8 protein-coding genes are annotated in these 16,789 nt (G+C 37.0%); all 8 read left to right on the top strand.

Annotated elements, in window-relative coordinates; all coding sequences use genetic code 11:
* Window positions 1-44: 44 nt before the first annotated feature.
* The 8 genes from DMB68_RS02845 (at window position 45) to DMB68_RS02810 (ending at window position 16,773) form a co-directional block, all read left to right on the top strand.
* On the top strand, window positions 45-1,316 hold the full coding sequence (locus DMB68_RS02845) for a YeiH family protein (protein ID WP_110345153.1): 1,272 nt from the start codon (window positions 45-47) through the stop codon (window positions 1,314-1,316).
* A gap of 746 nt (window positions 1,317-2,062) precedes the next feature.
* Window positions 2,063-5,110 carry a SusC/RagA family TonB-linked outer membrane protein gene (locus tag DMB68_RS02840; protein WP_110345152.1) on the top strand — a complete coding sequence of 1,016 codons (3,048 nt, stop codon included), beginning with the start codon at window positions 2,063-2,065 and terminating at the stop codon, window positions 5,108-5,110.
* A gap of 11 nt (window positions 5,111-5,121) precedes the next feature.
* Complete coding sequence (locus tag DMB68_RS02835) at window positions 5,122-6,579, top strand: RagB/SusD family nutrient uptake outer membrane protein (protein ID WP_110345151.1); 1,458 nt, start codon at window positions 5,122-5,124, stop codon at window positions 6,577-6,579.
* A 1-nt stretch (window position 6,580) separates the two neighbouring features.
* Window positions 6,581-7,993, top strand: coding sequence for an aryl-sulfate sulfotransferase (locus DMB68_RS02830; RefSeq protein WP_196783671.1), 1,413 nt, complete (start codon window positions 6,581-6,583; stop codon window positions 7,991-7,993).
* Between the two features lie 17 nt (window positions 7,994-8,010).
* Window positions 8,011-9,666, top strand: a complete 1,656-nt coding sequence (locus tag DMB68_RS02825) for an arylsulfatase (protein ID WP_110345150.1) — start codon at window positions 8,011-8,013, stop codon at window positions 9,664-9,666.
* Window positions 9,667-10,326: 660 nt separating this feature from the next.
* Window positions 10,327-13,512, top strand: coding sequence for a SusC/RagA family TonB-linked outer membrane protein (locus DMB68_RS02820; RefSeq protein WP_110345149.1), 3,186 nt, complete (start codon window positions 10,327-10,329; stop codon window positions 13,510-13,512).
* Window positions 13,513-13,548: 36 nt separating this feature from the next.
* The gene (locus DMB68_RS02815; RefSeq protein WP_110345148.1) at window positions 13,549-15,021 is read left to right on the top strand and encodes a RagB/SusD family nutrient uptake outer membrane protein; all 1,473 of its coding nucleotides are present in this window, start codon (window positions 13,549-13,551) and stop codon (window positions 15,019-15,021) included.
* Between the two features lie 48 nt (window positions 15,022-15,069).
* On the top strand, window positions 15,070-16,773 hold the full coding sequence (locus DMB68_RS02810; protein WP_110345147.1) for an amidohydrolase: 1,704 nt from the start codon (window positions 15,070-15,072) through the stop codon (window positions 16,771-16,773).
* The last annotated feature ends 16 nt before the right edge of the window (window positions 16,774-16,789 follow it).

Raw genomic sequence — 16,789 nt, 5'->3', positions numbered from 1 at the left:
ATTATATTCAATCATTACTTTGAACAGCAATAAATTAAACAAAAATGTCACAAGAAACAAAACAATTTAACCTTCACGAAGACTGGACAGTCGTACTGTTAGGATTCTTAATCATCGGAATTTCGCTTTTTGTATTTCTTCCAGAAGTTCCCGTATTCAAATGGTCCAATGGAACTGATTTACTGGCGGATGTATTTGCCATCGGAAATTTACAAGTTCTGTTAATTCAGTTTATTTACCTCACATTTATTGGAAGTATTGCCACTTTTTTAGTTGGTAAATCAGTAAAAAACTTTTTATTGGGTTTTCCAATTGTATATCTGTTGACTGTTTTGGCTCTGATAATAGCCGGAAATGCATTTATAAAAGGAATCAATTTAGAAGCTGTAATTTTTAGTTTGGTTATTGGCCTTGTAATTGGTAATTTCTTCAAACTTCCTGAATGGTTTCGTTCTGCACTTTCTACAGAAGTTTTCGTCAAAATTGGTTTGGTTTTGTTGGGAACAAGTGTCATTTTTTCAGACATTCTGAAAGCCGGTTCTTTAGGATTAATTCAGGCTTTGGTTGTCGTTTTATCGGTTTGGTATTTTGCTTTTTGGTTGTGTAAAAAATTAAAAGTCGATGACGAATTGACGATGATGATTTCGAGTGCGGTTTCTATTTGCGGTGTTTCGGCAGCAATTGCAACTTCTGGTGCCATCAAAGGAGATTCAAAAAAACTGTCGTATGTTATTTCTATGGTATTGGTTACGGCGATTCCAATGATGATTTTTATGCCGATTATCGCCAAATTTTTCAATTTTCCTGAAGAAGTTACGGGAGCCTGGCTGGGTGGAAGTATCGATACATCCGGAGCTGTTGTGGCATCGGGTTCTTTGGTTGGAGAAACAGCATTGAAAATTAGTACCATTGTCAAATTTTCACAAAATGTATTGTTAGGATTAGCTGCTTTTGCAATTTCTGTTTATTGGACCTACACACACAATAAATCTTCTGAAGCTGTTGCCTCAAAACCGACTCTTGGAGTTATCTGGGAACGTTTTCCAAAGTTTGTCCTTGGTTTTATTTTTGCTTCACTAATATTCTCTTTTTTATTGACTTCAGAAACAAGAGATACTGTAAAAGACAGTTTGAAAAATCTACAGGGAATTTGGTTTGCCCTTGCTTTTACGAGCATTGGATTAGAAACCAATTTTAAGGATTTATTCAGTAACAATAGTAAAAAACCTTTGTATGCTTTTTTAATTGCTCAGTTTTTTAATGTAATTATCACACTGATTATTGCTTTTTTATTATTTGGAAAAGGATTGAATTGAGATTCAAAAATTTAAAACTACGAATACTTCTGATAAAAAAGATTGTTTTTTAGTAATTTATCAGATGTTTAAAACTAAAAGAAGAGTGAAAAAATACCTGTTATTAAGTATTTTTCACTCTTCTTTTTTATTTACAGAACTACAAAATAACTCATACAATACTAAAAAACAAACAATTAACCATTCTATTTTATCTATTTAAAATCTTCGCGTTCCCTATTTCAAAAAAAATTAAAAAAACTTTTGGATATTATTATATTAAATTTAACTTTGTCTATAGGATTAGTAGGGTTTAAAAATCATATTTAATTATAAAAAACTATATTTTGAAAACAACAGTTAGCACAACGAATTACATTCTTCCTAAAAAATATACCTATAACACTTCTGGTTATATGTGTAGCTGTTGCTAAATCTTCACGTTTATCAGTTTAGACCGATTAGTATTTTGTAATCGAATATAAACCAAAAAAATGTCATAGGTTTCTTACTGCTTATACCACACTGTTTGCTGCATTTTTCGAAACAAAAAGCATAATGACTTATGTTCACATATTAAATTCAAAAACAAATTTAAAATTAAAAAACATGAAAAAAATGTACAGCATCTGCTAAAAACAAAATATTTCTGCGGCAACAGAAATAATAAAGTTTAAAGAAAATTTATCGCTAAATCAAAGGATTATAGAGAGTTTAAAAGCAAACTTTCAGGGCTCCTTTTATAATTACCAAAACAAATATTAAGAATGAAAAATAATATAAACATCCTTTTATGGATTAGCATTTTATTGATTTCAGCCGGAATTAATGCCCAAAATACCCAAGCTACTATCAACTCTACACTAAATGGAACTGTCATTGATCAGGTTACCAATCAGCCAATTCCGGGAGTTAACATTCAGATTAAAGGAACCACTCACTCAGCAGTAACGGATTTAGACGGAAAGTTTTATTTCCAGACCGGTCAAAAATTTCCATACATACTGATTGTAAGTTATATTGGTTATGTGACTGCAGAACACACTGCAAATACTGATTTTGTTCAGATATCCTTAAAAGAAGACCGCAAGGAACTGGATGAACTTGTAATCATCGGTTACGGAAGTACGACCAAAAAAGATTATACAGGTGCTGCCGAAACCGTTTCTTCTACAGCATTAAAAGCAACGCAAAGAACACTCGAAAGTTCACTTCAGGGATCTGTAGCGGGTGTAAATGTTACACAGACTTCCGGTCAGCCGGGTGCAGGTTTAAGTATCCGAATTCGTGGAGGAAGTTCAATTCAGGGAGGAAATGAGCCTCTTTATGTAGTGGACGGTTTTCCGCTTTACAATTCAGATTTTACAGCCGGAGTTTTGAGCGGTACGCCAACCAACCCGTTATCTTCCATAAACCCTGCAGATATTGAGTCGATTACGGTTTTAAAAGATGCTTCTTCTACAGCAATTTACGGATCAAGAGGTGCCAATGGAGTTGTAATTATTACTACTAAAAAAGGATCTGCAAGTGCCATGACAGTCAATTATGATTTTACACTTGGCCAGCAGGAAGTTCGCAATAAAGTGGATGTTCTGGATGCAAAGGGTTTCGCCCGACTTAGAAATGCTGCTTTATACGATACCAATCCAGCTTTAGGACCTAATCAATATTTAACCGATGCACAAATTGCCGCATTAGGAAAAGGCGTTGACTGGCAGGAAGAAGCGTTTCAAAAAGGGCTTGTACAGAATCATCAGTTAAGTGTTTCGGGCGGAAACAACCAAACCAAATATGCCGTTTCCGGAAATTATTACAATCAGGAAGGAATTATAAAAAATACCGGTTTTGAAAGGCTGAGCGGAAGAGTCAATTTGACTTCCAAAATAAGCAGTAAAGCAAGATTTGGTTTGAATCTTACTATTGCAGAAACAAAATCAAAAGTTGCTCCGGCAGGTTTGATCACTTCTTTACTAAGCATGCCTCCTACCGCCACTATTTATGAGCCGGATGGAAGCTACACTTTGCGTAATCCGTTTGAAAACATATTTGCAAACCCAATTGCAACCTTAAACGAACGCAAGAATGAGGCAATTACAGATCGTATCCTGGGAACTATTTACGGAGAATATGACATTTTGAAGAATTTGGTTTTCAAAGTATCTTTTGGAACCGACCTTATTTTCAATAAAGAGAAAAGTTACCTTCCTTCCTCTATTTATGAAGGTTTGATTACCAATGGAGAAGGAAAAATCGGTACAGCAGATTCTAAAACCTGGCTAAACGAAAACACTATTACCTACTCTAAAGTTTTCGCAGAAAAACACAGTCTGAATGTTCTGGCAGGTTATACACAGCAAAATTCGGTAAGGGAATTTGTGACGGCAGGATCACAGCAGTTTGTAAATGATGTAACCTATTATTACAGTCTGCAAAGTGGAAATGTAGCGTTAATGCCTACTTCCGGAGAAAGTACCTGGGCTTTGAACTCGTATTTATCAAGGGTAAATTACAATTACAATTCAAAATATTTCCTGACTGCAAGTTTAAGAGCCGATGGTTCCTCTAGATTTGGAAAAAACAATAAATGGGGTTACTTCCCTTCTTTTGCAGCAGCATGGCAAATTAGCAACGAAGATTTCTTTTCTCCCATAAAAGATGTTATTAACAGCTTAAAAATCAGAAGCAGTTACGGAGCAACCGGAAATCAGGAAATTGGGGAATACCAGTCACTTTCAACATTGAGCAGTGTTAAATACCTATTCGGAGATCAAATCTTTACCGGTTTTACACCAACGAGAATCTCAAATGACGATTTAGGATGGGAACTGACCAATCAATTTGATGCAGGTGTTGACGTTGGTTTTTTTGATGATAAATTAAACCTGACTGTTGATGTTTACCGCAAAACAACGAAAGATTTACTATTGGCTGTTCAGATTCCGTACACCACCGGATTTACATCTTCTCTGCAAAACTTTGGTACCGTACAAAATCAGGGTATTGAGTTAGGAATCAATACAGCTCTTGGAAATACAGCGTTTTCATGGACCTCGAATTTTAATATTTCATTCAACAGCAATAAAATTATAGCTTTAGGAAATGATGCTGAATTCTACACTTTCGGAAATTATATCCTGAGAAAAGGAGAATCATTAGGAACTTTTTACGGAGCTGTAACCGATGGGATATTGCAGACAGCGGATGTTGGCACAAAAGGAGTTTTTACAGGAAATGCAACTCCTAAAGCAGGTGATCGTTTGTACAAAGATATAAATGGCGACGGCGCCTTTACAACCGCTGCAGACAGAACCAGTATTGGAGATGCACAGCCTGATTTTATATTTGGTTTCACGAACAATTTTACCTACAGAGGTTTTGAATTATCGACACTTATCAACGGATCTGTTGGAAATAAAATTCTGAACGGAAATGCGCAGGCTTTAGAATTATATAATGGTCAGCAAAATGCTTCTACAAGTGCTTTGGATGCCTGGACGCCAACAAATCCAAGTACAACTACGCCTCGTGCAAAACTGGATCCGGCTCCCGTTTTTTCTAACCGATTTGTTGAAGACGGCTCTTTTGTGAGAATCAAAAACATCACATTCAGTTATAATTTGCCTAAAAAGGCGGCAGAAAAACTGCTTTTGACTTCTGTTAAATTCAGAGTCGTTGGCGAGAACCTTTTCACATTTACCAAATACACAGGATTTGATCCTGAGGTAACCAACGGAACTACCATTTCACCAGGAACAGATACCGGAATTTATCCTGCATCCAAAACAATTTCGGGAGGTTTAACCGTAACATTTTAAAAAAGACAATCATGAAAAAGACAATCCTATATAGTTTATCACTTCTTTTTATCATAAGTGCTTGTAATCCTTTGGATGAAAATCCAAAAGCTTTTATCGGCTCAGGTAATTTTTACAATACAACAGAAGATGCTGATGCGGCCGTACTATCAATTTATAACGCAATTAACAGCACCACTCATACGCTTTACAATCGACTGATTCAAATCTCTACCGAAATGGCAACTGATGATTATGAAGCAGGTCCAAGAGCCAGAAATGCGCATGTTAGAGCTTTATCAAACTTGACACATGATGCTTCAAACGACCGTATGTTAGAGATTTGGCGTCAGAGTTATGACGGAATCAACAGGGCAAATGTCGCCATTGACAACATCGCTAAAAATCCGAATCTGAATTCTCAAAAAGATATCGACCTGATTAATGAAGCTAAATTTTTGAGAGCAGTCTTGTACTTCAATATTGTGAGATGGTTTGGAGATGTGCCGTTGGTTTTACACGAAACTACTTCACTTACTCCGGAAGCAATAAATCCTCCCAATACTCCGGAAGCGGATGTCTATGCACAGATTGAAGCCGATTTGATTGATGCTGAAGCTTTACCGGTTGTACAGCCAATTAAAGGAAGAATCACTTCAGGTGCTGCCAAAAGTTTATTGTCTAAAGTATATCTGACCCAGAAAAAATGGCAAAAAGCGGCCGATAAAAGCAAAGAAGTGATTGATAGCAAAGTTTATGATCTGTTCGAAAATTTTGCTGATGTATTTAATGTAGCCACCAAAAATGGCAAAGAACATATTTTCTCAGCACAGTTTAAAGGACTTACCAACTGGAACGGAAATATGTTGGCTTCTACTGCCGCTCCAACTTCTGTACCCGGGATTGCGGGAGATCAGGCCGATGCTCTGCATACTGCCGGTGGTTTGTTTCAGGCTTTCGCCGAAAATGATAAACGTAAATACATCACGTTTGCGATTGAATTTGTGAGCCCAACGGATGGCAAAACGTATAAAGTAGCACCTCATTTCAATAAATATTTTGATCCAACAACTCCGGCATCACCGGGACAGTCTTCGAAAAACACACCAATTATTCGATTTGCAGAAATATTATTAATTAATTCTGAGGCTTTAAATGAACTAAACGGTCCAACTACAGAAGCATTTGCAGGAATTGACCGCGTTAGACAAAGAGCCGGAGTTGATTTGCTGTCGGTAACTTCTCCTTCAATCAACAAAGACGATTTCAGAGAAGCTGTTTTTGAAGAAAGAAGAAAAGAACTGGTTTATGAATACCAACGCTGGTTTGATCTCTCGAGAAGAGGCCCGGATTATTTTGTTGCCAGACTAAAAGCGGCAGGTAAAACCAACGCACAGCCTAAACATGTTCATTTCCCGATTCCACAGAGAGAACTGGATCTGAATAAAAATCTAAAACAAGTTCCGGCCTGGAGAGATAAAGCTATTTAATATGAAAAAGACAACATCCAAAATGGTCACACTGTCATTAGCCCTTACGCTAATGGCAGTACTAAATGAGGCAAGATCACAGTCGGTAATTCCAACCGGAGTAACGATTTATAATCCTGCAAAAGCGTATAACAGCTACGTTTTGCATTCTTCTCCGGATGAAAAATCACATCTGATAGACATGAATGGTAATGAAGTGAAAAGCTGGGATCATATTGGTTTTCCATCTGAAATTATTGATCCGAAAAATAATAATGGAAAGAAAGGAAACATTCTGATTCAGTTAGAAAATGGTCCGGGCGTTTATGGCGGAATTTTTAACAACAAAGTTCTGGGAGAACAGGATTGGAACGGCAAAACGGTATGGGAATGGGGTAAGAAAGCGCCTGGAGGTGCAGCCCGCCAGAACCATGACGTACATCGACTGGCCAACGGAAATACTTTGTTAGTTGGGACAGTTGACCATGTTGTTATCGGAGTCAGCGACAAATCAATTGATGACCAGACGATTTATGAAGTGAATCCAAACGGAGATATTGTCTGGAGCTGGAATGCAGGAGATCATATTGACGAGTTCGGAATTTCTCCGGAAGGACGCGAACTGCTTCGCAAAGTATATGTAAACGGCAGAAAAGGACACGGATTTCTGACTATCAACGATATGCAGCCCATTGGCCAGAATAAGTGGTTCAGTGCCGGCGATACCAGATTTCATCCTGATAATATTGTGATCGACTCCAGAGAAGCAAGTTTTATCGCTATTATCGAAAAAAAGACTGGCAAAATTGTTTGGCGTTTAGGTCCTGATTTCGATTTGAAAGAAAACGACCCAAAAGCGTCCAATTTTGTAAACTCGGTTAACCTGAGACCAAGTCTGGCAACGAATGTTCCGCGTCCTGTAGATCGTTTTAGCGGACAGCACGATGCGCATATTATTCCGGAAGGTTTGCCCGGTGCAGGAAATCTGCTGGTTTTTGACAATCAGGGACCTTCGGGTTATCCTCCAACCTATCTGGCTTCTCAGCTTGGTTCGAGAATATTGGAAATCGATCCAATCAAAAAAGAAATTGTCTGGCAGTATACCGCTTTAAATTCAAATCAGCCGGTTTGGAATTTCTACAGTTCCTTCATTTCAAGTGCCCGCCGATTGCCAAATGGAAATACACTAATTGACGAAGGCATGAACGGAAGAATTTTTCAGGTAACACCTGCAGGAGAAATTGTCTGGGAATATGTAAATCCGTTTTTTAAGGAAACTACGCTTTCAGGTACACAAACTATTAAAACCAATTGGGTTTTCAGGGCACAGCCTGTTCCTTACGACTGGGTTCCGGAAGGTACACCACGTTCTGAAAAAGGGTTGGAACCAATTGATATTTCAAAATTTAGAGTTCCACAAACAAAAAACAATTAATATAAAATTACAGTAAGATGAATCAAAAAAGAATTACAACTTTGCTTTCTGCCCTGCTGATCGGGGCATTGGGATCTTATGAACTGAGTGCGCAAACCAATTCATCAAAACCAAACGTCATCCTGATTATGGTAGATGACATGGGGTATTCTGACTTAGGAAATTATGGTTCAGAAATTAAAACACCAAACCTGGACAGATTAGCAACTGAAGGAACACGTTTACGCGAGTTTTACAACAATTCCATTTGCGCGCCAACAAGAGCTTCTCTTTTAACAGGTCAATATCAGCATAAAGCCGGTGTTGGATATTTTGATGTAAACTTAGGATTGCCGGCATATCAGGGGTATCTGAACAAAGAATCTTTAACATTAGGAGAAGTTTTCCGTTCAGGTGGTTACAGCACTTTAATGTCCGGAAAATGGCACGTAGGTTCAGAAGATAAAGCACAATGGCCAAACCAAAGAGGTTTCGATAAATTCTACGGAATCTTAAAAGGTGCCTCCAATTATTTTAATACTGATGGATTGCCTTTCGGAAAAACACCATATCCGGTAGCATTAATCCGTAATAATGAAGAACTCCACCCTAAAGCTGATTCGTATTATTTTACAGATGAAATTGGTAACAATGCTGTTCAATTTCTGGACGAACAAAACAAAGAAAACAAACCTTTTTTCTTGTACATCGCTTTTACAGCACCTCACTGGCCATTACAGGCAAAACCTGTTGACATTGCCAAATACCGTGGGAAATTTGATGAAGGCTGGGATGTTTTAAGAGAAAAAAGAATCAAAAAACTGAAAGAAAATGGCATTTTATTAGCAGACCAAACCATCGCTCCAAGAGATCCTGAAGTACCGGAATGGAATAAACTGACGTATGACGAAAAACAATTCTGGAAAGCCAAAATGGAAGTGTACGCAGCAATGGTAGACAATATGGATCAGAATGTCGGAAAGGTTCTGGACAAACTAAAAGCCCTGAAAAAAGACAAAAACACACTGATTGTTTTCATCTCGGATAATGGTGCACAAGGCGGTTTCAACACCTACAATCCGTTGAGAAGAGGGTTAGTGAAAAATGACGGACCAATTGGAACTTCAGGATCATTTGATTATCAGGAGCAAAACTGGGCTTATTTATCCAACACACCATTACAGGATTATAAAAATAACATGCACGAAGGTGGATTCAGTTCGCCTTTTATTGCCTGGTATCCATCCAAAATCAAAGCAGGAAGAATTGATAAAGGAACCGGACATTTAATTGACCTCGCTCCTACTTTCTATGATTTGGCCGGAATTCAGTATCCAAAAGAACTGAATGGTGTAACTTCAAATCCGTTGCCTGGAAAAAGTTTACTGCCTGTTTTAATTGACGGTGCTTCAGAAGTAAACCGTGGCGCTCCAATATTCTGGGAAAGAGCCGGAAACAGAGCCGTTAGAGAAGGCAAATGGAAATTGGTTTCTATTTATCCGTCTTACCAATGGGAACTTTACAACCTTGAAAATGACAGAGGTGAAACTAAGGATGTAGCACAACAAAACCCGGGAATCGTAAATGAACTTTCAGCAAAATATTTTGACTGGGCTGATAAAACCGGAGTTGTTGAATACAGCAAATTCAAACAAAAGAATGAACTGATTCCGGGAGCAGCTGCTAAAAAGTAAATTTTAAAAGCATAGAATACTATTTTTGCATATTGCAAAACATTAAAAGACAGAAAAATAAGTCTAAAACACTTATTCTTTTGTCTTTTTTTATTTTTACCACTACAAGATACAAGTAATTAAAAATCAATACATTAAAACACAACATCCCTTTTATTCCATAAGATTTCTTTATTTTTGATAGAAGAAAATTTGAAAAAATTTTGGATATTATTACATTAAATTTAACTTTGTCTATAGAATTAGTAGAATTTAAATAATAAAAAACTACATTTTGAAAACAACAGCAAACTTATCAGACTACATTTCTTCTAAAAAACATACTTATAACTCCTTTTGTTGTATGTGTTTCTGTTGTTAAAACTCCCTGACCTTTTCGTTTTCAGTTGAATTTATTGAATCGAATTTCTTTAAACCATTACGGTTTCTTTTAATACTATATAATAATCATTTGATGCAAATTTCAGACATCAGGAATTATTACATCATAACTGTAATTCATAAATAAATATAATCATGACTAAACAAAATCTGTGTAACTGTATATAGAAAATGTTTCTGCGGCAACAGAAATAAAGACTTTAAGAAAATTTATCGCTAAATAAATACCACAAAGAGCTGAATCAAAAATTTTAGACTCTTTATAATTACAAACCAAGAATGAAAAAAAACACAAAACTTATTTTATGGATTAGCATTTTGTTTATTTCCATAGGAATTAATGCTCAAAATACAGAACCAAATATACAATCTAAACTAAACGGAACGATTGTAGATCAGATCACCAATCAGCCTATTGTTGGCGCAGCTGTTAACATCAAAGGAACGACACATGGCGTTGAAACAGATTTAGATGGAAAGTTTTATTTTCAAACTGGTCAAAAATTTCCTTATACACTACAAATTACCTACATCGGATATACCTCAAAAGAAGTTATTGTTGATGGAAGTCCTGTAGTAATCAAATTGACGGAACAAGTTGAAAAACTGGATGAGATAGTCGTTGTAGGATATGGCACATCGGCTAAAAAAACATTTACCGGATCAACAGCAAAAATTGATGCCAAGCAAATTGCCAATCGACCGGCTCAAAGTTTTGATCAGCTGTTAGGCGGACAGGCTTCGGGATTAAACATTGTTCAGCCAAGCGGATCTTTAAATACCACTCCTGTTATTAGGATTAGAGGAATCAATTCTATCACAAGTTCTTTATATCCTTTAATTATTGTTGATGGTGTAACGGTTTTTACGGGAACTGCCGGTGGTGCCATTGGAAACAATCCGTTATCAGATATTAACCCTAACGATATTGAAACAATTGATGTTTTAAAAGATGCTTCAGCAGCTGCAGTTTATGGTTCACGTGCCGCAAACGGGGTTATTGTGATTACAACTAAAAAAGGAAAAAAAGGAAAACTGAACGTGAATTATGACGTTTGGGTAAGCTGGAATAAGGCTTCGAATTTACCTAAACTTTTAAACGCCGAAGATTATGTAGCCATTAAAAATGAGGCCAGAACAAATGCCGGTCTTTCACCGGGATTTGCTTTAGGACAAAATGCTGATGGATCTACGATTGATACTAATTGGTATGATGTCGCTTATCATACAGGGGTTTCTCAAAATCACAATTTAAGTTTTTCAGGTGCTACAAATTCAACAAGTTACTTTATATCAGCCAATTATTCCGATCAAAATGGAATTTTAAAAACCAATGAATTTGTAAAAAAAGGCATCAGATTGAATTTTGAACATAAGCTGAATAACGCTCTTACATTGGGAACTAATTTCTCTTATAACAACTCTCTGAATTCCGGTCCAAATTCGGGTTCTTCTACACCTAATTCAGTTGCTTCTTCTGCAGGAAATGGTGTAAATACACAATACATCGGTTTACAGCCACTTGGAAGACTTACTTATATTTTACCTTCGAACGTTGCTGTTTACAATGCTGATGGTTCTTATAACATCAACACAACAAACGGAAATATTGGATATAGTGCAAATAGTCCGGCATTGGGAGTTTTTAATGCTTATAACCTACAGACAATTTTAGATTTAGACAAAAATACTTCTGAAAACAACAGTTTTATCGGAAGTATTTATGCCGAACTTGAAATTATTAAAAACTTAAAATTCAAAACTGTTTACGGTGCCAATAATTTTGTTGTTGAAAATAAAGAATTTAGAAATCCTTTTAGTGGAGATGGTTTTTCTACTAAAGGAGCTGCTACAAACTCAAACACAAAATACACAAGGTCAAACTGGACCAATACCCTAACCTACTCGACTGTATTTAATGATAAACACAGTTTAAAAGTACTTTTGGGACAAGAAAAAAATGTTCGTGAAATTGACGGATGGGGCGCTATAAAAACAGGTTTGACTGATCCATTTTTCACCAGCTACCAAGGTGGATTTACAACCATTGCCCCTGGCCCTTCTATCCAGACAGAAAATGTTTTGCTTTCTTATTTTAGCAGTATCAGCTATGATTATGACAAAAAATATTTATTGAATCTTAATTTCAGAAGAGACGGATTATCTGCTTTGGCTTCAGGAAACAAATGGGGTAATTTTGGTGGTGCTTCTGTGGGATGGAATATTTCTGAAGAAGATTTTTTCAAAAATTCTTCTGTAAGAGAAGTATTGAATGCTTTAAAAGTGAGAGCAAGTTACGGAATTGTCGGTAATAGCGAATTGAACGATTATGCAGCCTTATCACAATATACTTCCGGAACTTATGCAGGAGTACCTACACTTAACTTTGGACAGGCTGGAAATTCAAACTTAAAATGGGAGACCAGTAAAAAGTTTGATATCGGACTTAATTTAGGCTTGTTTGATAACCGAATTACCATTGAAGCTGATTATTACAAAAATGACATCAACGACTTGATTTTAAATGCACCACAGGCTTTATCACAAGGAATTCCGAACAATTCTATTGCAGCAAACGTAGGGTCATTGTACAATAAAGGGCTTGAGCTTACTGTAAACGCAAATATTATAAACGATAATGATTTTCAGTGGAATGCAAGTTTTAATTTGTCTACCATCAAAAACAAAGTGACTTCTTTAGGAGGTTACGGAGATATTTATCCAACAGCTCTAAGCACTTTCGGAATCCAGAATATCACGAGAGAAGGTTATTCAGTAGGATCTATTTTTGCCGTTCCCACAACAGGGGTTAATCCGGAAAACGGAAACCGTGTTTATGTAAATGCGAATAACGAAGAAGTACAATACAATGCACTTACAAAAGCTTTCACTTACCTGAACGGAAGTACTGCTCCTGCAATTGACAATTATCGTGATGGTCGTATTCAGGGACCTTCACTTCCTACTTATTACGGTGGATTAAACAATAACTTTTCGTATGGCAATTTTGATTTAAATATTGGTCTTACTTTTTCAGGCGGAAACAAATTGTACAACGGTACAAGAGCGACTTTATCAGATCAGAGGTTCTTTAACAACGGAACTTTCATAAAAAACCGCTGGACAACACCGGGACAAGTTACCGACGTTCCAAAATTGATTTACGGAGACAGTTTTTCAGGAGGTTTCTCTTCAAGCAACTCTGCTTATGTAGAAGACGGCTCTTACGTAAAAGTGAAAAATATCATTTTGAGCTACAGAATTCCGGTTAAGAACGAATTGGTAAGCAAATACATTTCATCTGCAAAAGTATACGCTCAGGGATCTAATTTATTGACCTGGACTAAATACCGTGGTTCAGATCCTGAGATTTCAATCAACGGAAACTCAATCAATTCAGGAAAAGACCAAAACGTGCCGGCCAATTCATCCATATTCACTTTAGGGCTTAATGTAGGTTTCTAGGCACTAATCTTAATTACACAATTAAATAAAAACAACATGATTTTCAATTATAAAAGCTACAAAAAAAGCATACGAACAGCCTTCATTATCACACCATTTATAGCCTTATTATTGGCGGGATGCAGTGATGATGCCTTAGATACTGTACCGGAAACAAGTATTTCTACCGGAACAGCTTTTAGTACACCTGCAAAGATTCTGGCACAGGTAAACGGACTTTACGGTCAGTTCAGCAATCCGTCGTTTTACGGTGGGCGTTATATTATTTTCAATGAACAAAGAGGAAATGAATTTAGTCAGAATGATGGTAACAACTCAACCGGAGCGAATGTGTGGAATCAATCAATTACGGCATCCGGGGATTTTGTAAACTCCGTTTGGAGTGTTGCGTACACCACCATTAATTTTTCTAATATTCTGATTGATAATCTTGCAACCTCAACAGTTGTAACAGAAGATCTTCGCAAGAATTATATTGCCGAAGCCAAGTTTATCAGAGCTATTTCGTATTTCAGTTTAGTTCAGACCTATGCAAAACCGTATGCACAAAACAGTGCTGCACTGGCACTTCCTTTGCGATTGAAAGGCAATTCTTCAGGAGGTCTTAACGATTTGGCTTTTAGCAGTGTTGCTGACGTTTACACCCAAATTATAAAAGATCTTGATGAAGCCGAAGCCGATTTACCGGACAGTTATGCAACTGCGATAGTTACCGCTTCAAGAGCACATAAAGCTACTGCAATTGCACTAAAAACAAGAGTTTATTTAAGCAAAGGTGATTATCCAAAGGTCATTTCAGAAGCAGGTAAACTGGTACCGGAATCAGCTCCTTTTCAATATGTTTCCGGAAGTCTGACGCATCGTTTAGAACCTAATGTTGCTACAGTATACGGAGGTTCATATGTAGGTAACGAAGCTATTTTTTCTATTCCGTTTACAACTGCTGCTGAAGCTCCGGGATTACAGAGTGCCCTTAGCGCAAATTACCTGACACCGGTACTTTATTTTAATTCGTCAGGAATTATTGCTGACAATGTTTTTTCTTCTGCACTTTCTACAGATGCCAGAAAAGCACTTGTAATTACAAATGGTACAGGGCAAAAACTGCTGAATAAATTCAAGAAAAGCGGAGCTCCGTTTACAGATTATGTACCGGTAATCCGTTATGCAGAAGTTCTTCTGAATTATGCTGAAGCTGCCGCACAAAATGAAAATCTGCCTTTAGCAAGAAACTTACTGACTGCTGTTCGAAACCGTTCAGATGCCGCTTATGTTTTCACTACAGGTATAGCTGGAAAAGAAGAATTAATCACTACGATTTTAAATGAAAGAAGAATCGAATTAGTGGGTGAAGGATTCCGAACACACGATTTGGTAAGAAGAGTTCAAACACTTCCGGGGAAAACCGGAAACGCGGGTGTTGCCCCTGAAGTATTGCCAACAGCGAGCAATTATGTCTGGGCTATCCCAAGTAACGAATTGGCGTACAACAAACTGGCTCCGAGATAATATTCAATTTTTAAAAATCATTAAATTTTAAATAAATAAAATATCACAATGAAAAATAATTTTAAATGGCTGGCTATACTCTTCGCTGCGACGATTAGCAATGCTCAGCAAAAAAATACCGCCGAAAAGATTTTCATCAATGGAAACATCATTACGGTTGATGCAAAAAACAGTACTGCACAAGCCATTGCGGTAAGTAACGGAAAAATTCTGGCAGTTGGAAATAACAGTACAATTGAAAAACTAAAAGATAAAAATACGGTTGTTATTGACTTAAAAGGAAAAACGGTAGTTCCCGGATTCATCGATGGCCACAGCCATTTTATGGGTTTATCCAGATCGGCTACGGTAAATGTAGGTTCGCCTCCAATGGGTACAGTTAAAAATATTGCCGATTTGATAAGCCGCATTCAGGATTTTCAAAAAGAAAAAAATATTGCTGCCGGAGAATGGATCGATGCTTACGGATACGATCAGGATCAGCTGGAAGAAAAAAGACACCCGAATAAGGAAGATTTAGATGCTGCTTTTCCAAATAATCCCGTAACCATTACAAACATCAACGGACACATGTCGGTTTCGAATTCTTATGCGTTAAAACTTTCAGGAATTGACGCCAGTACTCCAAACCCTGCAGGTGGTGCCATCGAAAGAAAAAAAGGTACCAACGAACCTACAGGATTGTTGCAGGAAAATGCCGGTAGATTGCTCAAAAGACCTGCAAAACCTGCTCCTTCTTTAGACGATCAGATAAAAGGTCTAAACGAACAGCAATTGTTTTATGCAAGTAACGGAATTACAACTGCTCAGGATGGTTACACGAGTTTTGAGTCGCTTCAGTTATTAAAGAAAGCAGCCGACAAAAACGCTTTATTTATTGATATCGAGGCATTACCTGGTTATCCAACTTTAGACAAAGTATTAGAAAATCCTGAATTTAAATTTGGAGTATTAAAAAATCATTTGAAACTGGCAGGAACAAAAATGGTTGCTGATGGTTCTCCACAAGGCAAAACCGCTTTTTTCAGTAAATCTTATCTGGTAGAAGTACCGGGCTGTAACCACGATCACTGTACAGGTTTTCCTAACATTACACAGGAGCAGTTTGATGCACTCGTTATTAAAACTTTCCAAAACAATATCAGACCATTTGTGCATTGCAACGGAGATGCGACGATCGATATGTATTTAAAAGCAATCGAAAATGCGAATAAAACTTTAAATGTAAACAGCAGCGATCGCAGACCTGTAACCATTCACTCACAGTTTGTAAGACCTGATCAATTGGATGACTACAAAAAACTGGGCATAATCGCCGCTCTCTTTAGCAATCACGCTTTCTTTTGGGGTGATGTACATACCCGCAATTTAGGTATCGAAAGAGCCAGTTTTTTAAGTCCTTTAAAATCGGCTCTAAAAAAAGGAGTTGTAGCCACCAACCATACTGATTATCCGGTTACGCCATTGAATCAGTTGTTTTTATTGTGGACATCGGTAGAAAGAAAATCCCGTACAGGACAAGTTATCGGTCCTGATGAAAGACTTACGCCTATTGAAGGATTACGAGCCATTACCATAAACGGTGCTTACGAATATTTTGAAGAGAATAGCAAAGGTTCTATCGAAGCCGGAAAATTGGCAGATTTAGTGGTACTGTCAGATGATTTGACCAAAATAGAACCTTCAAAAATAAAAGACATTACTGTTTTGGAAACCATAAAAGAAGGGAAAACGATTTTTAAAAAGGACTAATTTAAAAACTAAAAAA

The sequence above is a fragment of the Flavobacterium hydrophilum genome (assembly GCF_003202405.1).
GTDB classification, from domain to species: Bacteria; Bacteroidota; Bacteroidia; order Flavobacteriales; family Flavobacteriaceae; genus Flavobacterium; species Flavobacterium hydrophilum.
Note: the sequence above shows the minus strand (reverse complement) of the source record. Positions and strands in the feature narration are given on the sequence as shown.